Raw genomic sequence first — 21,909 nt, forward strand, 5'->3', positions numbered from 1 at the left:
CTTTTTTATTGCTTTGTCCAGATCCTGGTGTTCAGGTCCAGTTCTGCTATGATCCCGTACATAAACCGGATGATCTCCAGGTCTTCCATTAGAGACTTCTGATCCAGCAGGCTTTTAAATACAGGGGGCTCAAAGTAGTCTTTGTCCAGCGGAAAAGCAATGTATACATAGCTACCGATAAATGAAACAGAGATGCTGTAATGGCTGCTGTCGTCAAGGTTACATAACCGTTCCATCATACTAGGCGTTAGGATATAGCGCGCCTCTACCTGGTCGGTAGAGTAGGTGATGAATTTCTTGTCAAAAACAGGGCTCTCCAGTTTAACAACATCGCTGCCAGATGAGAAAAGCGGCATTTTTTCAGAGATCCAGGCACCCAAAGCACTTCCCATATCTTTAGGTCGTACTACAGTTGTACCATTGAAATGCTTGTTAAAATCCGCGCAAAAAACGATGCCTTTAAGAATCGTATGCCAATGCTCCTGTTTGCCATTTTTAGTTTGCGTTACAGTTTTGTACTCAGCATGTACTTCTGAAAAGGAGAATTTAGTTTTTCCCGCGGCACCATAGATCTGGTCCTGGCTGGAATACCTGTCCGGACGATTGGTAAAGAGCTGTGAATACACGAAGTCATTTTCCGACATCCCTGACTGGTAGTCAATATCCATGCTTTGATCAATAGACTTCAATGCGGCAGAAATAACCCGCTGTTTAAACGCATGGCGGTATTCGTTAAACAGTTGCCCGGCTTTGTTGAGAAAATAAAAGCCGGCAATCAGCCCTAGGCCTCCCGCTATGGCCGTGGCTACAATAGGAACACCAAAGTATACACCTGCAGCTGCACAAACAATCCCAACTAAAATCAACAGGTAACTTTTTGTTTTTAGGCGGGAAATTATTTTCCGCTGATCCTCAAGTTCCGCAAGTGTAGCCTGGAGCGCGGTATTGGATTGAATGTCTTCGGCCATTAGCTGTTAAAAAGTTCTTTGGCACTTATGTTTTTACGTTCTTCCTCTGTATTTGCTAATACTGCTATCTGCTGATAATTTAACATGCCGGCAAATATGCTTCCCGGAAACATCATGATCGCATTGTTATAATCTGTTACTGCGGCATTATAATTCCTTCGGGCAGCTGCTATCTGTTCTTCACTTTCCGTCCAGGTATTTTGAAGATTGAGGAAGTTTTGGTTAGCTTTTAAATCGGGGTAATTCTCTACTGTCACCATCAGGCTTTTTACACCTGAGCTCAATTGCCTGTCTATATCCAGCTTTTGGTCATTTGTCAAATCAGTATTATTGGCTTTAGCCCTTAGCTCTACAACTTTTGTTAAAGTATCACCCTCATACTGGGTGTACTGTTTTACGGTTTCTATTAAATTCGGTAAAAGGTCAAACCGCTTTTTTAACATTACGTCAATGGCAGAAAAGGCATTGGTAACCTGATTCTTCTTACCAATTAAGGAATTATATATCCCTATTCCAATGATGAGCAATACAGCAACTACTATGGCAATTAGTATCATGTTTCTTTTTTTAAGAGGTTATTTAATAGCTAAATATAGGAAATTCAAACTTAATTTCATCAATAGCAAGTTTAGCTTTTAGAGGTAATGCTCTTTTAAAAGTTACAGGGTATTGCAAAAAAAATCCTCGCTACCTTACGATAACGAGGATAATCATCCCTATTGTTTGTTACTAATCATAAATGAATGGCAACGTAGATGTATATACAACTAACACGCCATTTTGCAGATGCTATTTAATGTGCTTATTATCAATGAAATACATCGTGCAAAGGAAATATAAATGTATTTATTAGGGGAATTATTTCTACATTATGTAGAAATAATTACTTATTTTTCTTCACTCAACTAGTTTTATTAACCAAAAAGTATAGAAAATACACCTTCAATTTTACGTACCGCAATCAATTCAATTTTGTATTTTTCTACAACCAGTCCTTTCCTGTTATAATTGGAAATAAAGATCTTTTCAAAGCCTAATTTTTCTGCTTCTGTTATCCGTTGTTCAATACGGTTTACAGCCCTTATTTCCCCCGACAGGCCCACCTCTGCAGCAAAGCATATCTTGGATGATACCGGGATGTCCTCGTGAGAAGAAATTATCGCTACCAGTATGGCCAGGTCAATTGCTGGGTCTTCCACTTTGATACCACCGGCGATATTTAAAAACACATCTCTGGTACTCAGCCTGAAGCCACATCTTTTTTCCAATACGGCAAGCAGCATATTCATTCGCTTGGTGTCAAAGCCATTTGCAGAGCGCTGAGGCGTGCCATAGGCTGCTGCACTAACGAGTGCCTGTGTTTCAATAAGCATGGGTCTTGCACCTTCCAGCGTGGCCGATATCGCAATACCCGTCAGTTCCTCATCTCTTTGCGACAATAAGATCTCTGAGGGGTTAGAAACTTGCCTCAAGCCATTTCCATGCATGGCATATATCCCCATTTCAGCAGCCGCGCCAAAACGGTTCTTGATAGACCTGAGTATCCGGTAAACGTGATGTCTGTCCCCTTCAAACTGTAAGACAGTGTCTACCATATGCTCTAGTATTTTAGGGCCTGCAATCGTTCCGTCTTTGGTAATATGGCCGATAAGGAATACGGGGGTATCTGTTTCTTTTGCAAAACGCAATAGTTCAGCAGTACATTCTCTAACCTGCGATACGCTACCCGGGGTAGAATCTATGTGTGCAGAGTGCAGGGTCTGGATCGAATCGACCACGACAATATGAGGTTCAAGTGTCTCAATCTGCTTAAATATATTCTGGGTGGATGTTTCTGTAAGGATATAGCACTCCGCTGTCGGCACAGCTGTTATCCTTTCCGCCCTCATTTTAATCTGTTGCTCGCTTTCTTCTCCTGAAATATACAGGATTTTCTTTCCTGAAATATTGAGCGCTAACTGGAGCATCAGCGTAGATTTTCCTATTCCAGGTTCTCCACCTATCAGGATTACTGATCCAGCTACAAGCCCTCCGCCCAACACTCTGTCGAGCTCCTGGTCGCCGGTAAGCAGCCGTTCCTCCTTTATCGATTGAATATTGTCAACCCTGGTCGGCTTACTTAGGCGCTGTGAACCTGAGGATGTTTTCCAGGAAGGTACTTTAGCATTTGATTTCTCTATTATTTCCTCAACAAAGGTGTTCCACTCGTTGCAGGAAGGACATTTACCCAACCACTTTGCTGATTCATATCCGCAGCTCTGACAGAAATATGCTGATTTACTTTTAGCCAATTTGATCTGTATTTATTTAACCCTTTCGTCGTCCTGAATTTATTTCAGAATCCAGTACCTGCAATGCCGTTTTTCTCTTCCGGGATCCTGAAATTAACCACGAAGTGCACTTGAATACCAAAATCAATGCGCACTAATGAAAAATTCAGGACGACGAGGCACTAAATGACAGCATTACAACTTTCTAAGGACTTACAAATTTACTTTTTAATTCTAAATAAAGGGAGTAAATTGATCTATATAAACAAACAGGCCTGCTTTCATTTTGAGAGCAGGCCTGTTTAGCTAATAAGTTAATTTTTACAATTTAATCTCTTCTTCTTTGGAAGAAAGTACATGAAATTCGGTAAGATTATAAGAAGACATTGCTTTGATCTTTATCCTTTGTCCAAATTTAAAGAACCACTTCCATTTTAGGGAAATAAGTCCTTTATTGATGAATGCTTCAATGTATGGATGCACACAAAGTGTAATGTTTTTTTCATTTTGCTCCTGCAAAATATAGGTCAGGTTATTTTCAATGTCATCCATCAAAACAATGCTAGCCTTAATTTCCCCGGTACCATCACAGGTAGGGCATTTTTCGCTGGTCACGATGTTCATCTCCGGTCTTACACGCTGACGCGTAATCTGGACAAGGCCAAATTTGCTTGGAGGTAATATCGTGTGTTTCGCACGGTCCAGCAGCATTAGGTCCTTAAGATAATCAAATAACATTTTACGGTTAACGGGCTTGTGCATATCAATAAAATCGATTACCACAATGCCACCCATATCACGCAAACGCAGCTGGCGTGCAATTTCTTTTGCCGCCTCCTTGTTTACCTGCAATGCATTTTCTTCCTGATTTTCCTTACTCGCCGTTCTATTTCCGCTGTTTACGTCAATAACATGCAGCGCTTCAGTATGTTCTACTACAAGATAAGCACCACCTGCAAGGTTTACAGTTTTACCAAATGAATTCTTGATTTGCTTTTCAATACCAAAATGTTCAAAAATATGCTCCTTATGCTTATAAAGCTTAACGATCTTCTCCATTTCCGGAGAAATTTCATGTACATAGGAGCGGATATCCTCAAAAAGATTGGCGTCATTTACATAAACATTTGTAAAGTCGGTACTCAGGATGTCACGTATTAAAGTAGATGTACGGTCCATTTCACCCCAGACACGTTTCGAAGGCTCTGCATCGGGTAATTTTTTTATGAAATTCTCCCATTTTGTTACAGAGTCCAAAAGGTCTTTTTGAAGCTCAGCTACACCTTTACTTTCAGATACGGTTCTGATAATAACACCAAAGTTTTTTGGTTTAATACTTTCAATAATCTTTTTTAACCGATTACGTTCCGTATTACTTTTAATTTTTTTAGATATTGAAATTACATTGGAAAAAGGCACCAATACGATGTAACGTCCCGCTATAGAAAGATCAGAACTTAAACGCGGGCCTTTTGTTGAAATTGGCTCTTTTGCGATCTGAACAGGAAGAACAAGGTTTTTGCTCACCACTTCAGAAATTTTTCCGGCTTTGTTTATATCTCCCTCTAATTTGAAATTATCCAATAAGGTGCCATTAACAGAGCCATTACGCTTGATTTTAGTAAGCTTTATTAAAGATTGTACTTGTGGTCCAAGATCAAAATAATGCAGGAATGCATCTTTCTCATAACCAACATCAACAAACGCAGCGTTTAGGCCCGGCATAATTTTCTTTATACGGCCTAAATAAATATCGCCAACGGCGTAGTTGGTATTGATCTGTTCTTTGTGAAGTTCTACAAGCTGTCTGTCTTCAACTAAAGCTATGGTTACTCCCAGGGGAGATGAATCTATAATTAATTCTTTTACCAAAAGCTACAGATTTTAAGGCATTAAAGCCTTATAAACAATGGACAATAAAAAACAGTGCAAATGCCAAATAAGGCAAGAAAAATCATAGCCTTATCTGGTGGGCAGCACATTAAGAAAAACTATTTTTTCTTATGTCTGTTTTTTCTTAAACGCTTTTTGCGTTTATGGGTGGCCATTTTATGTCTCTTTCTTTTTTTACCACTTGGCATAACTTTGAATTTTAAATATTTTTATAAATCTGTTTATTAAATTTTGTTTTTTAGCTCCAATACCTTGCTATCTATAAACTTAGATAATGTAGGGTTAGCTGCTAAATCTTTGCTTTTTACGTAGGCATCTATGGCCTCGGCATTCTTGCCCAGGTTTTCATATGCTGTAGCCAGATAGAAATAAGCATCCGGTGAGGGCTTTATCGCTATGATATCAATAAATCTGGTAATTGCCTTGTCAAACTGACCTGATTTAATTGCAAAAGTCCCCAGGCTCATGTTTGCCTTTAAGTTCTTAGGATCTTTTTTAACCACATCAAGCAGCATCGCAATACCCTGCATAGGTGCTCCCATTCCGTTGACAATAGAAATCCCCATTCCTGTTTTGGCATCGAGATTTGTAGAGTCAATTTTTAATGCATTTGAATAGGCAATATTTGCACGTTGCAATAGCGCAGGTTGCATTAAACTGTCACGGCTATTGTCAAAAGCTTTCAGAAACATCTCCCCGGCTTTAAGCCAGTTAGGCAATAACTGAGATTCTTTTGCCACAATTTCCAGGTATAGTGCACTCGGAACGGATTGTTCCAGGTCATCCCATTTTTGGGCAAGTAATTTGGCCGCTGCTACTTTGTCTTTATCAGCGGCCTTATTATATGCATTTTCAAGTGAGGTGATCTCGGCAGCTAAACCCGCATTGATCATATTCTTTCCAATAGTTGAAACCTCAGTCAGGCTGATTTGCTGTTCCGCAGCTTCAGACATCATTTGTCCTCCCGCCGGAACATTGCTGGTTTCTTCTTTTGGTTTAACCAAGCCTTTAATATCCCGTGAAAACAAAAAAGCAACGAGCAATACGATTGCTGCGGTCACTATAATTTGTTTAGATCGGATACTTTTTAACATGCTGGATTAAGCTTCTACGCTTACTTTTTTTGAATTGTTCTTTACTTTGTCAACAAAAACTTTTGCTGGCTTAAAACTTGGAACAAAGTGCTCAGGGATAATGATTGCAGTGTTCTTAGAAATATTTCTAGCAGTTTTTTGTGCTCTCTTTTTTACAACAAAACTACCAAAACCTCTCACATATACATTTTCTCCGCCGATCATGCTATTCTTGATCACTTTGAAAAATGCTTCAACGGTCTCTTGTACATCTACCTTTTCAATTCCTGTTTTCGTTGATATTTCGGAAATAATATCTGCCTTAGTCATATTCTTCTATTATTTATTTACAGTGTGTTATATTTATAAGTGTTTTGGGGTTGCAAAAGTATTGCTTTTTAATGAGATAGGAAAATAAAAGATGATTTATTTATTGGCCATTTTATCACCTGATTGCAAGTTTTGTGAAATATCAGATTATAGCATGTATTTTTGTACCTATGACTTTTCAGAATGAGATCTTAAATTGGTATCAGCAGAATAAAAGAATGTTGCCCTGGCGGGATACAACAGATGCATATGTGATCTGGCTTTCAGAAATTATCTTACAGCAAACAAGAGTCGAACAAGGATTGCCATATTTTTACCGCTTTTTGGAGGCTTATCCTACCGTGTCTGATTTTGCAAATGCCAGCGAAACCCAGATCTTAAAGTTATGGCAAGGCCTGGGTTATTATTCGCGTGGACGCAATATGCTGTTCACCGCCCGGCAGGTAATGGAAGCCCATCATGGAGTTTTCCCTACCAGCTATGACAGCCTCATCCGCTTAAAAGGTATCGGAGATTATACAGCGGCCGCAATTTCATCATTCTCTGCCAACGAGTCAAGACCAGTACTTGATGGCAATGTATTTAGGTTACTGTCCAGGTATTTCGGTATTGAAACCCCGATCAACAGCAGTAAGGGAAAAAAGCAATTTATGGAACTTGCCCAGGCACTGATCGCCGGGCAACTTCAGCCTTCCGACTACAATCAGGCCATCATGGAGTTTGGGGCTTTACAATGCAAACCCAAACCTTTATGTCACTCCTGTCCGCTACGTTCAGATTGCTATGCAATAAAGAACGACCTCACAACTACACTTCCCGTCAAAGAAAAGAAATTGAAAAAACGAAACAGGCATTTCAATTACTTTGTGTGCATTAAGGATGATGAAATACTTATAAATAAAAGAAACGCAGGCGATATATGGCAGGAACTCTATGATTTTCCACTTATTGAAACAACTACAAGCTATGCCGATCAGCACAATGAGTTCCTGAATATGGTCAGAATGGTGTTTGGGCCAGATTGTACAATCAAGCCGCTGATACATAAAAAACATTTATTGACTCACCAAACAATATATGTTCAATTTTTTGCTTTAGACAATTATATCATTAACTTTAATCAGAATGCAGAAATAAAATGGGTTACTTTAGCTTTGTTCGACGAATTGCCACAACCTAAAGTTATTGCCGATTTTATGGATGCTATTCCGGTAAATTAGTAAAAACAGAATTCATGTCAGGTATTAACAAAGTTATTTTAGTCGGACATTTAGGCAAAGATCCTGAAGTCAGACATTTAGATGGTGGTGTAACGGTGGCTAGCTTTCCTTTGGCAACCTCGGAAACCTATAACAAAGACGGTAAACGAATAGAACAAACAGAATGGCATAACATTGTTTTATGGAGGGGGCTTGCAGAAGTTGCATCAAAGTACCTGCAAAAAGGGAAACTGGTCTATATAGAAGGAAAACTTCGGACCCGGTCTTTTGAAGATAAAGAGCGGATAAAGAAATATGTTACGGAAATAGTAGCAGAGAATTTTACCATCCTTGGCAGGAAAAGCGATTTTGAACCTACTCCAGCAAGTACAGAACATGCTACTCCAAAAAGCGAAACTGATTATATTGATGGTCCTGCCGGCGATCTGCCGTTTTAAAAATCATTGGTATTTGTCTTCATGTCATCCTGAATTAATTTCAGGATGACATGAAGCATAAATGAAGTAATTAATTCACTAACGTATAATAGATCTTTAGCTCAATGCCTTTATTGCCTGTGGAAGGCGATTTTGTATTGATTACACTTCTGGCAGCCGAACTGACAGCGGGGCTAAGGTTAAATTCAGTAAGTGAACTGGCTGCTAAATAAGTTCCATAGTCCTCCGTCTTGCCATCGACCAGGTCTTGAAGATAGCTGGTAACTGTAAATACATATCTTTTATTTGCCGTCTCATAAAAGCCACCAAAAGCAAGTTCTGACCCCGCATACCTGTATGGATCTCCCGAAGTTTGTGTAGGTACATCATTGTCCGGAATATTGGCCCTTTGTCCGGCTATATCAAGCCTATACAATGCCAGACGTGGCGCCGCTGTAAAAGGTGCCACATCAGTTCCGTTGCTTAGGTTCACCACCAGTTCTGCCTTATTAATGACAATTTTAGCCCGTGCATTTCCACCTTTCACTCTTTCAATGAACTTGCTTAATGAAGGAAAAGAAATCTTGTTCCTTACACCGCCCAAAGCCTGGAGATAAGTAACATTATATGGAGTAGCTGGATTAGGGGCATCTAACTGCGTTTTAACAGGAGTCCCGGTATAATCATGCAGCACTGTAGCAGCAATTGGCCCCGTGGTTGACGCAATGGGAAAACTTACCGCTATTGTATCCTTCTCAGTAGTCGCAGCTGCATTTTGTTTCTTGTAGTAAATCTGGACATTTGCATTGGCCCCTGTAAAATCAAAAAACATAATGCCACCCTTACCGGTAGAATTTGTCTTGTTAACACTCACATGCAAGCCTTTAAACGCTGCCGCAAATTTTCCGTTTTTGGACCTTGTCGCAGAATCCAGGTCGATAATATTGTTTTTAATGAAATCGTTGCTCAGCTTGATCCTTAAATGAGGAGGCAACGTTACAATGGTGTCTGTCTTTCCTGTTACAATATCAAAGACTTTTACAGGCGTTTTAGGCATGATCTTGCCCGTAAAAGTACCTAGCACATCCGTTTCTACCGGCCATACCTTATTGCTTAAAAAGGACTTTTCAAGTGACAGGTCGTTTTTAAGCTGATGCACATTAAAGCTGTATATAGAAGAAGTTGTATCGCCATAAAACTGAGTAGAATACGGAAGTAAAAGCACGGCAGAATCTACTACTGGACTAATCCCGAAGCCATAACCTCCAGCCGGTAAAGTTACCGACATGGCAAGACTTGCTTCTGTATTTCCAAAAATGGGGTCCCCGTTTATATAACCTAACGGATGTCTGGGAAAGCCCAGGGTAGATTTGATCTCCTCGGGAACTGTTTTTGACTCAACCAGAACCGTGTCAAGCGCTCCTTTGATAACCAGATCAGGATCAGGGGTGATACCAATACTGTTAGAACTTTTACACGAAGCAAAAAGAAAAAGACCTATCAACAGGGTCAATAAGTCTTGTTTAATAAATTTCATATTTTAATATACCTGAGTTTATGCTATTGAAACCAATTCTTCGTTCGAAATTTCTTCATACAATGAATAGAAGTTTTCGAAATCTTCGGTTAAATTAAAAGCTAAAGTTGGTTTATTGGAATCTTTAACAAATTTTAACACATCTGCATTCAGGTTTTCATCAGCTAACACTACTGCATCTGAGTAAGTTACGGCTCCTATGTGCAGTGCTGAGCAATCTGCCTTTTCAAAGGCTTTGGTGTCCTCAATTGTCATTGAGTTCATCACAGCCTTTTTATACATGTCGGTATTAAGTGTTTCAGAAAAACAGTTTTCATAAATAGAATACACAACTTTAGAATTCTTAAAAGTTGGGTCGTTTTTGTAAACGGTCTTGATATACGCAGGAACCAGTGAGGTCATCCAGCCATGACAGTGTACAATATCCGGAGACCAGCCTAATTTTTTCACAGTTTCAAGCGCACCTTTGCAAAAGAATATAGTCCTTTCATCATTGTCTGCATAAAACTTATCCTCTTTGTCCCGGAATACATATTTACGCTGAAAATAATCTTCGTTATCCAGGAAATATACCTGCATACGTGCGGCAGGAATAGAAGCAACTTTGATGATCAGCGGATTGTCATTGTCATCAATGATGATGTTCATGCCCGAAAGGCGGATCACCTCGTGCAACCTGTTCCTTCTCTCATTGATATTACCGAACCTTGGCATTAAAATGCGGATCTCAAATCCTTTGTCCTGCATCGCCTGTGGTAACTGACGGGTAATTTCAGAAATCTTTGTGAGTTCAAGGAAAGGCGACATCTCGTGTGTAACAATCAGTAGCTTCGTTTTTGCCATCTCCATATTCGAATAAAAATTTATGTTAAAGAAAAGATTATCAAGGGGCAAAGGTAAGCAAAATAATAACATTTATCAATATAATACGCAAGATGTTTTGCTGGTAATGTATAATTAACCAACTTTACCCCCAAAAATTTTATAAGCTGGTTTGGAAGTTATAAATACGATTGCGGCGTTAAAGTCGCTGCTTGGCCCAATTAAATTGGCCGGACAGAAAATTGCTTTGGTGCCTACAATGGGCGCATTGCACAAAGGACATGTATCGCTGATCGAGGCCGCCAGGTCTGAGGCAGACATCGTTGTCTGCAGCATTTTTGTAAATCCTACACAATTTACTGACCCAAAAGATTTGGAAAGATACCCCAGGCCCCTTGAGCATGACATGGCCATGCTTAGTGCGTCAGGATGTAATGTCGTATTTATGCCTTCTGTTAAAGAGATGTATCCTGTGCCAGAGCATTGGCATATTGACCTCGGACCGGCTGAGTTCCTGCTGGAGGGTGAATTCAGAAAGGGGCATTATCAAGGCGTTACACAGATCGTAAAGAAACTATTCGATGCGGTAGGTCCTGACCTGGCTTTTTTCGGACAGAAAGATTATCAGCAGGTACTGATGATTGAAAACATGGTCGCCTATTTCGATTTGCCTGTTAAGATCGTCACCTGTCCCATTATCAGGGAAGAGGATGGCCTGGCCATGAGCTCCAGAAATATTCATCTCAATCCTGAAGACAGGAAGCACGCCGTAGTCCTGTGCCAATCACTTGAATATATAAAAGGTTATTTTGAAAAGGCGGAAAATCAGTATAGTAAAGATAAGCTGCACCTGCTGGAGGAAGCTGCAAAACGAATGATTCAACAAACACCCGGGGTAGCACTGGATTATTTTGTAATAGCAGACGGTAAGACGCTAATGCCCCCAACAGCGGATCATGGTTCCGGTCTTGTCGTTCTTGTGGCCGCTAAAGTAGGCGAAACCAGGCTGATTGATAATATGATACTAAGCTGAACAAGAGGTAAAGGTATTCCTCCGCAAAAATAGTTACCTTTGCAAAATGATTATCGAGCTATTAAAATCGAAAATACACCGTGTTAAAGTAACACAGGCAGAATTGAATTATGTTGGAAGCATTACCATAGATGAAGATCTTATGGATGCCGCCCAGATCATCGCAAATGAAAAGGTACAGATCGTTAACAATAACAATGGTGAACGTTTTGAAACATATGTTATAAAAGGCGAACGTGGAACAGGTACCATCTGTTTAAATGGAGCTACCGCCCGCAAAGTTCAGGTAGGCGATATCCTGATCATTATGTCTTATGGCTCTTTGCCAATAGAAGAGGCTAAGAAATATCACCCAATCCTCGTATTTCCGGACGACAATAATAAACTGCTGAAATAAGTAAAAATAAATATTATTTAAAAAATACTATGCAAACATAGTGTTGCCCTCCAGAATTAACTAAATTTGGCGGTACGTATTTTTAGATAGATAATATTATGTTATTTCAACTAAGTGAAGAACAATTGATGATCCAGCAGGCTGCCAGGGATTTTGCACAAACTGAACTAAAGCCGGGGGTTATCGAAAGAGATGAACATCAGAAATTTCCTGCTGAGCAGGTAAAGAAGCTGGGAGCGCTAGGCTTTCTCGGTATGATGGTTTCAGCAAAATACAATGGAAGCGGACTTGATGCAGTTTCTTATGCATTGGTGATGGAAGAACTGTCCAAAATAGACGCTTCTGCTTCGGTAGTAGTATCTGTAAACAATTCCCTTGTCTGCTTTGGACTGGAAGCTTATGGCACAGAACAGCAGAAAGAGAAATACCTGAAGCCACTCGCTTCTGGTGAAGTGATCGGTGCATTTTGCCTATCAGAACCTGAGGCGGGCTCTGATGCTACTTCTCAGCAAACAACGGCAGAAGACAAAGGGGATCATTATCTGCTCAATGGAACCAAGAACTGGATCACCAATGGCAGTACAGCTTCCACCTATCTAGTAATTGCACAGACTGACCGGGCCTTAAAACATAAAGGTATCAATGCTTTTATCGTTGAAAAGGGCATGGAGGGATTTACCGTGGGGCCTAAAGAAAACAAATTGGGCATCCGTGGTTCCGATACCCACTCCCTCATGTTTAATGATGTTAAGGTACCAAAGGAGAACCGGATAGGAGAAGAGGGCTTTGGATTTACATTTGCCATGAAAACGCTGGAAGGCGGCCGCATAGGGATTGCGGCTCAGGCATTGGGCATAGCTGCAGGCGCCTACGAACTGGCCCTTGCCTATTCCAAGGAACGCAAATCGTTTGGAAAGCCGATTGCCGAGCATCAGGCCATTGCATTTAAACTGGCAGACATGGCAACCAATATAGAGGCAGCCCGCATGCTTGTTTATAAAGCTGCCTGGTTAAAAGACCAGGGGCTACCTTATACCCTTGCAGGCTCTATGGCCAAAGTCTATGCTTCTAAAGTAGCCATGGATGTAACTATAGAAGCTGTTCAGATCCATGGTGGCTATGGCTTTGTAAAAGAGTATCATGTAGAGCGCCTGATGCGCGATGCAAAAATTACTCAGATCTATGAAGGTACTTCAGAAATTCAAAAAATGGTGATCTCAAGGGAAATCTTGAGATAAGCGTTCGTTATAGTTACTTTACTAATCTTTGGTACCCGCAATGGCGCCAAAGATTGCTTTAATAATCGCAACCACGATCGCCAGTATTGCCGCAGCAAGGAATCCGGTGGTGCTAAACCCCGTCATCAGGTTATCTACCAGTAAAATCATTAAAACACTGATGATGAAGGAAACAAGCCCTAATGTCAGAAAATTGATCGGGAAAGTGAGTACCCTCAATATAAAACCTATGGTGGCATTTGCGAGGGCAATCAATATCGCTGCGATTATTGCCGTTCCGTATCCGTCTACGGCTACTCCCGGTACAATGTAGGCACCAAGCAGTACCGCAAGGCCCATCAATAAAATTTCTACAATCAGTCTCATAATGTTTAATTTAGTGGTATGGTTAAATATCGTATTAAATTTTCCGGCATCCGGCTTTTTCTGCCTGTTATGTATTTATTTTTCTGCATTCAGGTTGCTTGTTCCACAACAAATAGCAAGCCACTTTTAATTGATTTTTCGGCAGACAGTACCTGTATCGTGTTTAGTAATATTGACCGGCCGGGCCTGCTCCAGCTTACCGGTGTAGCGACTCAGGATTCAGTACTGAACAGCCTGATCTCGGTTTTGCAAACGCCGTCCGAAACAGATAGTTTAACTAAAGAAACACCTTTAGCAGGAAAACTAACAATCACAGATACGAACATTGTTTTTAAACCATTCCGGCCTTTTTTGCGTGGGAATGACTACCTGGTGATCACGTATTTAAACGCCAGGTTTGGAACGGAGGAACAAATACTAAAATCCCAATTGAATACTGCAGTAAGACCACACCAGGTGGTGCTGACAAGATGAGCGCTGGTTACAAAAGGCTTTCCAGTGGATAGCCAAGCTCTCTTTTTGTCTCGGTAAGGACAAAATGACTTTCCAGGGCGCCTATATTTTGAAGTCGGGCAAGCTTTTGAACAAGAAAATTATTATATGCCGGCATATCAATTACTACTATCTTTAACAAAAAATCATACGCTCCCGTCATCTGATAACATTCCAAAACTTCAGGGAAATGGACCACATTTTTCTGAAAAGCGGTTAGTGCTTCACAGCTGTGATTGGTTATGTTAACCTGAGTAAATGCAATTAGCATATCTCCGAATTTTTTTCGGTCTATAAGCGTCACACTACCGGTTATATACCCAAGTGTCTTCATACGGGTTACCCTGGCAAATATAGTCGTGTTCCCTTTACGTAGTTTGTACGCAAGTTCTTTACTTGTTAGCCGGGCATCTTGCTGTAGCAGGCTAAGGATATTAAGATCAATTTGATCCAAAGTGTGGGCATTCATATAACCATTTGTTACTGTTAATAAAAAAACATACAATATTTAGGTCAATAAAAGCCGGCAAGGGGTAATGCCTGCAATACAAATTAATAACATTCTTGTGACATTCACAAATTTTCTGAAATGAATTTTTTTTACATGGTATTACCTCCATTTTATACAAAATTTAATTTTGGCAACAAAGGGCCGTTTAGAATAATTTTCCGGTTTTCACAAAAGTCAATATTTTTTCATACCTCTGTGCAACTTTTATAGCTTAGATGCGTCTTATAGACAAATAATACCCTGAGCTCACAAAGCCCGGTTATAGATTTGTCGGTGCGGACAGGATGTAACATGCGGCTTTGAGTTCAGTCTTAATAATATGATTGGAAATGATTATATCCATAAAAATACTTATCCGAGACCGATCATCCCGGGTTTCTGTAAGTGCACCGGAAGTAGTTAGCCGGTATGCATTCAAATCATTCTTTCATAAAGATGATTAAAATTTAGGTTAAACAGCAGGATTGTCCGGATGGAAATCCTGCTGTTTTGTTTTTGTCTATTTTTGGCATTATTTGCGGATGTTTCATGTCTCAGGCGCATTTTAATCGCAGTTTGTTCGGAAATTGCGTGCTTTTTGCGAAGGAGTACTGACCCAGGTCCGATGAAGTACCGAATTTATTACAGTTTATCGAGTTTGAAGTATCCAAGGTGCACCTGATCGGCAGGTAGTCCCGCATTTGCGACGATCTCAATATGAAAATTCTCTTTAAGAGCAGGATCGAGAATTTCTTCTATTTTATAGATGTCGTCGACATCAATGCCGTACTTTTCATCTATATGAGAGTTGGCGCCTTTGATTTTATTGCTTTTGAAAAAGATTGTTTTTTTTGCCTCTTGCACAGCCTGCGCGCGATCTGTTTTTACTGATAATACCGTATAGTGCTGCTCTTCGAGTTTGCCTGTCTGATACCCACCAAGGTTGATGAAAAATAGCTTTTCCGGGAATGCAGGTTGAGCTTTTTCCGCGGTTAGAAAACTTTGCGTGCGTGGCACTACCTTTACTTCATAGCCATCTACCACGTTTACCTCACGCCAGCCATCTATGTGCAGACTATCGCCCGCCTCCGGCCAGAATGCGCGCATCTGGGGTATCAGTTCTTTCAGACTGTCCGCTATGCCAAAGAAATAGTCATGTTGTTCTACATTTCGCCGGGGAGCTTTGGAACCTAATAAGACCATGTAAAGCCTGGGAGTTCCTGGCTGAAGCTGTAGTTCATTCATAATTTGTATAGGCCTGCATTTGGCGGCATTTTTTTACAAAGTTATAAGTTAAATGGTTTGTCTCCTCTTATTAAAACAATTTGACCTTCAATTGGGTATATATGCCAGATAATTAGAAAATGGGTAACACAACGGTGAAAAAACGTATTGCGATACTTGGCGGCGGGCCGAGCGGTCTGTTTATGTACAAGCGGCTAATAGAGTCTGAACTACAAAATATAGAAATAGAGATCTTTGAACGTAAAAATTATCTTGGTGCCGGTATGCCTTACAGTAACGAAGGTGCCAGTGAAGAGCACATTACCAATGTTTCTGATAATGAAATCCCTGTGATATTCAACACCATTGAAGAATGGGTTAAGGAAGCCCCGCCTGCAGTGCTCAAAAAGTTTAACATTAATGCTGAGAATTTTAATGAATATAAGGTGCTTCCAAGATTGTTCTTTGGGGAATATCTTTCTGCCCAGTTCGGGCTATTGCAGCAAGTAGCCGAAAAGAAGGGCATTGTTACTGTTGTCCATTTAAATACAAAAGTCACAGATCTTCATGATAAAGCAGCCAACGGCACTGTTTTAGTAACGGTTGATACACTGGGCGAACTGATATTTGATCATGTGGTTGTTTGCACCGGGCATAACTGGCCGAAGAAACACGAAGGTCGCATACCTGGTTATTTCGATTCTCCCTATCCTCCCCGGAAGCTTGCAATGACGCTAAACCATCCAGTTGGCATAAAAGGAGCTTCCCTGACGGCTATTGATGCGCTGAGGACGATGGCAAGAAAAAACGGAACCTTTGAAGAAGCAGATGGAAAGATTTGTTATCAGCTGGATGCTGATTGTAAAGACTTTAAAATAGTGATGCATTCACGGAATGGACTTTTACCTGCTATCAGGTTCCACCTGGAAGATTCACATCTTGGAAAAGATGCGCTGATCGGCCGGAAAGAAATTGAAAAGAACATTGCAGAAAATGGCGGGTTCCTGTCTTTGGATTTTGTATTTGAGAAAAACTTTAAAGACATGTTTCCGGAAAAAGACCCTGAGTTCTACTACCTTATTAAGGACATGGACATTGAAAGCTTTGTAGCAGCCATGATGGAAATGAGGGAGAAAATATCCCCTTTTGAACTGTTCAGGAAAGAATATGTAGAAGCAGAGCTGTCGATAAAAAAGCGGGAATCAATTTATTGGAAGGAAATGCTGGCGGTGCTTAGTTTTGCCATGAACTACCCGGCCAAATACCTTTCGGCCGAGGATATGCAGCGACTGCAGAAAGTGCTGATGCCGCTGATCTCCATTGTGATTGCTTTTGTTCCCCAAAGTTCCTGTCGCGAACTAATGGCCCTTCATGATGCGGGGGTTTTAGACCTGGTTTCGGTAGGCGATGACAGCCGTATCCTGCCGGTAGATTCAGGCGGGGCTGATTACCATTATACAGATGAAGACGGTGAAACTGTGGTTCAGCATTTCGAGACGTTTGTAGACTGTGTGGGACAGCCACATCTCTCCATGGAAGATTTTCCTTTTAAAGGACTATTGGAAGGCAATACGGTTAGTCCGGCCAGGCTTAGATTTCAGTCGGCAGCCATAGCGAAGGAAGAAGTTGATTCAGGCAATGAGCTGGTGGAACAGGATGATGACGGGGCATTCTTTTTGAAAGTTCCGGGGATTACCATCAACGACAATTTCCAGGTGGTAGATGGAAAGGGGATTGCCAATGAACGGATTTATATCCTGGCGGTGCCGTATATAGGCGGGTATAACCCGGATTACTCGGGCATTGATTTTTGTGAGGCGGCATCTGATAAGGTCGTGAAGGCAATAAAAACGGTTGAAATATAGCTATCTTAGTCCTGTGGAGAGAATTGTGATCAATGCGATCCAATAGACCGCTATTCCAATAAGCAGAAGGTATTTATTTTTAAGGACAATGCCGGCCATCAGCCCTGTCAGGCACAGGAATATATACAATGAATGGAGGTGTATTCCCTTAAAGTAGAGGAGATAAAGGAGGTGTATAAGCGCTGCATTGGCTGAAATGAGGGCAAAAGGGATCAGCCAGTGCTGTACTAAACGAAATGCCTTCATGATACGGGTAAGCTAGCTTTAGGGTTCATTTTTTTAAGAATGTATTTCCACAGCGAATAAACAAGAAATATTGCCAGACCGCCATTAATGATATAGGCTGCCAGTGTCGATGCCTGCCGGTAACCGATAAACATGCTGATCATTGCGATCAGTATCAGTACAAAAAGAATGAGCATAGAATAGATGAAAGTCGTTTTTAACGGACTGGTCTTTCTTTTCTCCTTTTTGTTTGTACGGGACAGGTAAACTACAAATCCGCTGATAGATAGGAATGCACTTACAAGACCCAGTATGGTATAGACGATCTTTAGTCCGAGGCCACCAAAATCTCCAAAATGAAGCGCCTCCTGTACGGAATAGAATTTGTCTATAAAAGAAGCATTTCGCAGATCACATTTAAAAACAGGCTGGTACGTTTTCTTCGCGATCACTAATGTATTGATGTTCTTCTCATAAATCTGGCCCTCTATACTTCCGTGTATTTCAATCGTGGCAGTACCGTCTTCTGAAGCACGGATGTAGCCGGGTTTGAGTCCGGGGAATTCTTGCCGCACTGCTTTAAATACTTCGTCCCAGTCGACGGTAATTTTTGCATCCTCTTTAGGGTCCATGACTTTATCAAATTCATGGTCATTGGGAGCTTTGATGTCAAACCATTGCATCAGCTTTGGCTGCAATCCCAGCCAGGCACCTGAACAGGCGATCACAAAGTTAAAAGCCAATGCGGTTATGCCCAATATTTTATGCCAGTCGGCCATTAAAATGCGGGTGTTCTTTTTTCTGATCTTAGGGTATGGCTGCTTTTTCATGAATTTGCCATAGATCAGGAAACCGGTAACGGTGACTACAATGAATGCAATACCGCCTAAGCCTACCAGTTGCCTGCCCCAAAAGCCTTCATAGAGTCTGACATGCATCTGCCTCAGGTAGTTGGCCAGTGAATTTTGCCGGTCCCGGCTACCCAGTATTTTATCTTTTACAGGGTCTATAAAGAGATAATAGAACTTGTTGTCTGATTTTTTTTCCCCTTTCACCGAAAAGCTAAAAGTAGCCACTTGTCCGGCCTTTTCTGGCATGTCTATTAACAAGCCACTCATTTTAGGGTATTGTTTCTTCGTTTCGGCCAGCGCATTATTAATACTTGGCAAGGCCGAGGGATCAGATATCGTCGAGGACGAAACCGAATAATAGTTTTTGAGGATTAGAGAATCTATTTCAGGAATGAACACAGCCACAGCACCGGTGAAGCACAATATGCCAATGATGATTCCTGCATAAAGTCCTGTCCAGTGGTGTATCCGCCAGAGCAGCTTTTGATCCTTATCCTTATTATCCGGTGCCATCTTTGCTTTATTGATTAGAAAGTATACCCAATACCGATCAGGAAATTCCTTGGAGCACCAGGATATAAGCGGTTGTAGTCATACCCGCCCACCCAATGCGTTTTGTTGAACACATTGTTCAGATTTCCAGATATTTTAAATTTATCGATGTTGTAGTACAGGGCAGCCGTAAACACAGTATATTCAGGTAGTTCCAAGGCCACATTCAAGGTGTTGCGTTTGCCGGTATAATTTACACCAGCTCCTACGCCAAGACCTTTCAATTCAGGGTTTAGGAACGTATACTTAGCCCATAAACTACCTTGCGCCTTAGGGGCGTTGGGATTTAGCAAGCCGATTTTACTTTCGTCTTCATCCTTGGTAGTTTCCGCTCTGCTGATCGCAAAATTAGCAGAAACGCTCAGGTTGGTAAGGATTGAACCATTGATATCCAACTCGATGCCTTTTGAGGTTTGCTGACCGATTGCGTCAAGTAATTCTGGGTTTCCTTCACTTCCGGCATTCTGCAGTATGTTGTTCTGTTTGATTTGATAAAATGAAATATTTGCGGCAAGACGTTTTTCGAACCATTCCGTTTTTGCCCCAACTTCATACATGTTGCTTGTCAGCGGGTCAAATGGCCCTCCAAACCGTGCCGGATCTCCGATCTGAGCAGCACCCTGTGGCTGGTATCCCTCTGTATATGTTCCATAGAAGCTTGCCTGATCAAAAGGAGTGTACACTAAACCGATCCGTGGAATTAACGCATTTTGTTCTACCGTTTTTTCGTCGGTTTTCTTGTAGCTGGTAACATCAGTATAGTACTCCTGTCTGAGTCCGAGCAAGGCCTGGAATTTGCCAATGCTGATTTGATCCTGAATATAAACACCATTTACATAATATTTTGAAGGCTCTGTCTGTGAAGAAGCATTTATATAGCCGGAGATTTCAGAGATGGAATAATCTGGATTGATCAAGTCAAAGTGCGGAACATTAGGGACCGGAACTCCGCCTTTCATGACGAAAAGAGCGGGAGTATTTTTGTTGTAGTTTCCAACTGTTCCGTCGACTTTGCGATAGCCGGTAGCGTTATAATTTGAGTTTCCTATCGGTGTTTCGTTTTGTATGTAGTCATAACCCGTTACTATTTTATGAGTAAGTGGGCCAGTTTTAACATCCGTAATGAAATATCCGGTGAGATTGTCGCTATAATTCTTTCCTTGTCTGCGAATGGTCTGCATTTCCATCTTTGTTGGAATGGAATTGCCGGCTGCATCTACCGCATACCGGTTAGAAGTACGGTGCTCCAGTAGATCTTCCTCATACATGAATTTCATATAAGAAGCATTGAAAGTAATATAGCCGGTGATCTTTCTTTGCATTGAAGTCGTTACATATAGGTTGAGTTCATTTTCAAAGTCATTTCTTTTTCCGAGAGCAAATGAGATCGGAGTAGAATTTAGGTTTGTTCCGGCAGTAGCACCAAAAATTGGCTGACCACGATCCAGGCGGCTTTTGGTTTTGGAGTACACAAAGTCAAAGTTCACCTGCGTCTTATCGTCTGGTATAAAAGAAATAGAAGGAGCAATTACTACATCTTCACCACCTTGCAGCACACGGAAAGATTCTGCGTTTTGATAAGCAAGGTTTAGGCGGTAGAGTAATGTTTTATTCTCATTCATGGGACCGGTGAAGTCTGCAGTAAGCCTATTGGTATTAAAGCTTCCTGTAGCGAAGTTGATGGATTTACGTGCCTCATCAAGAGGTTTTTTCGTTACCGTATTTACAGTACCCCCCGGATCGGTATTTGCAAATAAGGCAGATGCAGGTCCTTTGATCACTTCGACACGTTCAACATTTGGCAACAGCGGCTGACTCCAGCTACTGGTAGGTGTTCTCAATCCGTTGATTAAAGCATTACCGGAGCGGTAGCCCCTTAGTGCAATGTCATTGTTGTAAAAAGAAAAGTGGGTAGCACCACTGATGTTTTTAATGATATCACTTGCTTTGAAGGCTAGCTGATCATCAATTACCTCCTTGGTGACGTAACTGATGGACTGAGGTACATATCTCAAGGGCGTTTCAGTTTTTGTGCCTGAAAATGATTTGGTGTTTTTATAGGCCTGTTCTTTTCGTCCGGTTATTTCCACACCTTGCAGATCGTTGTCGTCTTCCCGGATGACGATTATTAATGACTGACTATTATTTTTAAAATTATATTTAACCTGTTTGGTTTCAAAGCCTATATAAGAAGCAGAGATGTTGTAAGTTCCTGTTTCCATACTTTGAAAGGAAAATTCTCCCTCAGCGTCAGTGCTTGTGGTAGCATTCTTTTCAAGTAATTTTACGGTAACACCAGCTATAGGTTTGTTAGATTGATCCAGAATCTTTCCGGTCAGAACGGACTGCGCATAAACAGATTGAGCTAAGATGCACAGAAAAAACAAAGAGAGCGAACGGTAGAATATCTTCATGCTTATTTAGATTTGTTAAAAATAAACCGCAATGATAGATATTTTACTGATAAATCCGTAATTATTTATAATAAATCTTAATAGCGTTCCCTGTCTTGAAAGACCGCTTTTTGCATTGTGTGCGTTTGATTTGCGTTTGATCTGACACCCTTTGAGCATCGGACGAGCTTCGGGCCAGGTTCGGCTCAGGTTCGGCTCAGGTTCGGACAAACCCGCTCATGAGCCGAACCTGG

At 41.0% G+C, this 21,909-nt stretch carries 21 protein-coding genes; 7 read left to right on the forward strand and 14 right to left on the reverse strand.

Annotated elements, in window-relative coordinates:
• Positions 1-5 precede the first annotated feature (5 nt).
• From EZ437_RS04745 to EZ437_RS04770, 6 genes are all read right to left on the reverse strand, one after another.
• The gene (locus EZ437_RS04745; RefSeq protein WP_131593745.1) at positions 6-968 is read right to left on the reverse strand and encodes a DUF3137 domain-containing protein; all 963 of its coding nucleotides are present in this window, start codon (positions 966-968) and stop codon (positions 6-8) included.
• Positions 968-1,525: a LemA family protein gene (locus EZ437_RS04750; protein WP_131593747.1), complete on the reverse strand. Its 558-nt coding sequence runs from the start codon at positions 1,523-1,525 to the stop codon at positions 968-970. The genes EZ437_RS04745 and EZ437_RS04750 overlap by 1 nt, the downstream gene beginning before the upstream one ends.
• A 357-nt stretch (positions 1,526-1,882) precedes the next feature.
• Positions 1,883-3,259 carry a DNA repair protein RadA gene (gene radA / locus EZ437_RS04755; protein WP_131593749.1) on the reverse strand — a complete coding sequence of 459 codons (1,377 nt, stop codon included), beginning with the start codon at positions 3,257-3,259 and terminating at the stop codon, positions 1,883-1,885.
• 300 nt (positions 3,260-3,559) lie between these two features.
• Positions 3,560-5,110, reverse strand: coding sequence for an Rne/Rng family ribonuclease (locus EZ437_RS04760; RefSeq protein WP_131593751.1), 1,551 nt, complete (start codon positions 5,108-5,110; stop codon positions 3,560-3,562).
• A gap of 245 nt (positions 5,111-5,355) precedes the next feature.
• Entirely contained in the window at positions 5,356-6,192 is an 837-nt protein-coding gene (locus EZ437_RS04765) for a tetratricopeptide repeat protein (RefSeq protein ID WP_225869490.1), read from the reverse strand.
• Positions 6,193-6,231: 39 nt separating this feature from the next.
• A complete protein-coding gene (locus EZ437_RS04770; RefSeq protein WP_008240139.1) occupies positions 6,232-6,534 on the reverse strand; it encodes an HU family DNA-binding protein in 303 nt (100 codons plus the stop codon).
• A 170-nt stretch (positions 6,535-6,704) separates the two neighbouring features.
• Between EZ437_RS04770 and mutY the strand changes: the two genes are divergently transcribed.
• Both mutY and EZ437_RS04780 read left to right on the forward strand, forming a co-directional pair.
• On the forward strand, positions 6,705-7,754 hold the full coding sequence (gene mutY, locus EZ437_RS04775; protein WP_131593755.1) for an A/G-specific adenine glycosylase: 1,050 nt from the start codon (positions 6,705-6,707) through the stop codon (positions 7,752-7,754).
• 14 nt (positions 7,755-7,768) lie between these two features.
• On the forward strand, positions 7,769-8,191 hold the full coding sequence (locus tag EZ437_RS04780) for a single-stranded DNA-binding protein (protein ID WP_131593757.1): 423 nt from the start codon (positions 7,769-7,771) through the stop codon (positions 8,189-8,191).
• Between the two features lie 70 nt (positions 8,192-8,261).
• Here EZ437_RS04780 and EZ437_RS04785 read toward each other — a convergent pair whose 3' ends face one another.
• Together EZ437_RS04785 and EZ437_RS04790 are read right to left on the reverse strand one after the other, a co-directional pair.
• The gene (locus EZ437_RS04785; RefSeq protein ID WP_131593759.1) at positions 8,262-9,707 is read right to left on the reverse strand and encodes a DUF4270 domain-containing protein; all 1,446 of its coding nucleotides are present in this window, start codon (positions 9,705-9,707) and stop codon (positions 8,262-8,264) included.
• Between the two features lie 18 nt (positions 9,708-9,725).
• The gene (locus EZ437_RS04790; protein ID WP_131593762.1) at positions 9,726-10,550 is read right to left on the reverse strand and encodes a glycogen/starch synthase; all 825 of its coding nucleotides are present in this window, start codon (positions 10,548-10,550) and stop codon (positions 9,726-9,728) included.
• 151 nt (positions 10,551-10,701) lie between these two features.
• On the opposite strand from EZ437_RS04790, the gene panC reads away from it, so the two are divergent.
• The 3 genes from panC (at position 10,702) to EZ437_RS04805 (ending at position 13,197) form a co-directional block, all read left to right on the forward strand.
• Positions 10,702-11,562, forward strand: a complete 861-nt coding sequence (gene panC, locus EZ437_RS04795) for a pantoate--beta-alanine ligase (RefSeq protein ID WP_131593764.1) — start codon at positions 10,702-10,704, stop codon at positions 11,560-11,562.
• Between the two features lie 46 nt (positions 11,563-11,608).
• The gene (panD, locus tag EZ437_RS04800; RefSeq protein WP_131593766.1) at positions 11,609-11,959 is read left to right on the forward strand and encodes an aspartate 1-decarboxylase; all 351 of its coding nucleotides are present in this window, start codon (positions 11,609-11,611) and stop codon (positions 11,957-11,959) included.
• Between the two features lie 98 nt (positions 11,960-12,057).
• The gene (locus tag EZ437_RS04805; RefSeq protein WP_131593768.1) at positions 12,058-13,197 is read left to right on the forward strand and encodes an acyl-CoA dehydrogenase family protein; all 1,140 of its coding nucleotides are present in this window, start codon (positions 12,058-12,060) and stop codon (positions 13,195-13,197) included.
• A gap of 21 nt (positions 13,198-13,218) precedes the next feature.
• On the opposite strand, the gene EZ437_RS04810 is transcribed toward EZ437_RS04805, so the two are convergent.
• Entirely contained in the window at positions 13,219-13,563 is a 345-nt protein-coding gene (locus EZ437_RS04810; RefSeq protein ID WP_131593770.1) for a phage holin family protein, read from the reverse strand.
• 69 nt (positions 13,564-13,632) lie between these two features.
• On the opposite strand from EZ437_RS04810, the gene EZ437_RS04815 reads away from it, so the two are divergent.
• Positions 13,633-14,037 (forward strand): hypothetical protein, encoded by a 405-nt coding sequence (locus EZ437_RS04815; protein ID WP_131593772.1) that lies wholly within the window; start codon positions 13,633-13,635, stop codon positions 14,035-14,037.
• A 7-nt stretch (positions 14,038-14,044) separates the two neighbouring features.
• On the opposite strand, the gene EZ437_RS04820 is transcribed toward EZ437_RS04815, so the two are convergent.
• A complete protein-coding gene (locus EZ437_RS04820) occupies positions 14,045-14,524 on the reverse strand; it encodes an Lrp/AsnC family transcriptional regulator (protein WP_131593775.1) in 480 nt (159 codons plus the stop codon).
• Between the two features lie 663 nt (positions 14,525-15,187).
• A complete protein-coding gene (locus tag EZ437_RS04825) occupies positions 15,188-15,790 on the reverse strand; it encodes a DUF1543 domain-containing protein (RefSeq protein WP_131593777.1) in 603 nt (200 codons plus the stop codon).
• A 119-nt stretch (positions 15,791-15,909) separates the two neighbouring features.
• Here EZ437_RS04825 and EZ437_RS04830 point away from each other — a divergent pair, with 119 nt between their 5' ends.
• Positions 15,910-17,634, forward strand: a complete 1,725-nt coding sequence (locus tag EZ437_RS04830) for an FAD/NAD(P)-binding protein (RefSeq protein ID WP_131593779.1) — start codon at positions 15,910-15,912, stop codon at positions 17,632-17,634.
• Here the strand turns inward: EZ437_RS04830 and EZ437_RS04835 are convergent, their stop codons facing one another.
• Genes EZ437_RS04835 through EZ437_RS04845 form a run of 3 tightly spaced genes read right to left on the reverse strand, consistent with a single transcriptional unit; the run spans position 17,635 to position 21,676 of the window.
• Complete coding sequence (locus EZ437_RS04835) at positions 17,635-17,880, reverse strand: hypothetical protein (RefSeq protein ID WP_131593781.1); 246 nt, start codon at positions 17,878-17,880, stop codon at positions 17,635-17,637.
• A complete protein-coding gene (locus EZ437_RS04840) occupies positions 17,877-19,223 on the reverse strand; it encodes a PepSY-associated TM helix domain-containing protein (RefSeq protein ID WP_131593783.1) in 1,347 nt (448 codons plus the stop codon). Before EZ437_RS04840 ends, EZ437_RS04835 begins: the two co-directional genes overlap by 4 nt.
• Positions 19,224-19,237: 14 nt before the next feature.
• Entirely contained in the window at positions 19,238-21,676 is a 2,439-nt protein-coding gene (locus tag EZ437_RS04845) for a TonB-dependent receptor (protein WP_131593785.1), read from the reverse strand.
• Positions 21,677-21,909: the final 233 nt, after the last annotated feature.

Source organism: Pedobacter psychroterrae (assembly GCF_004331695.1).
GTDB lineage: Bacteria > Bacteroidota > Bacteroidia > Sphingobacteriales > Sphingobacteriaceae > Pedobacter > Pedobacter psychroterrae.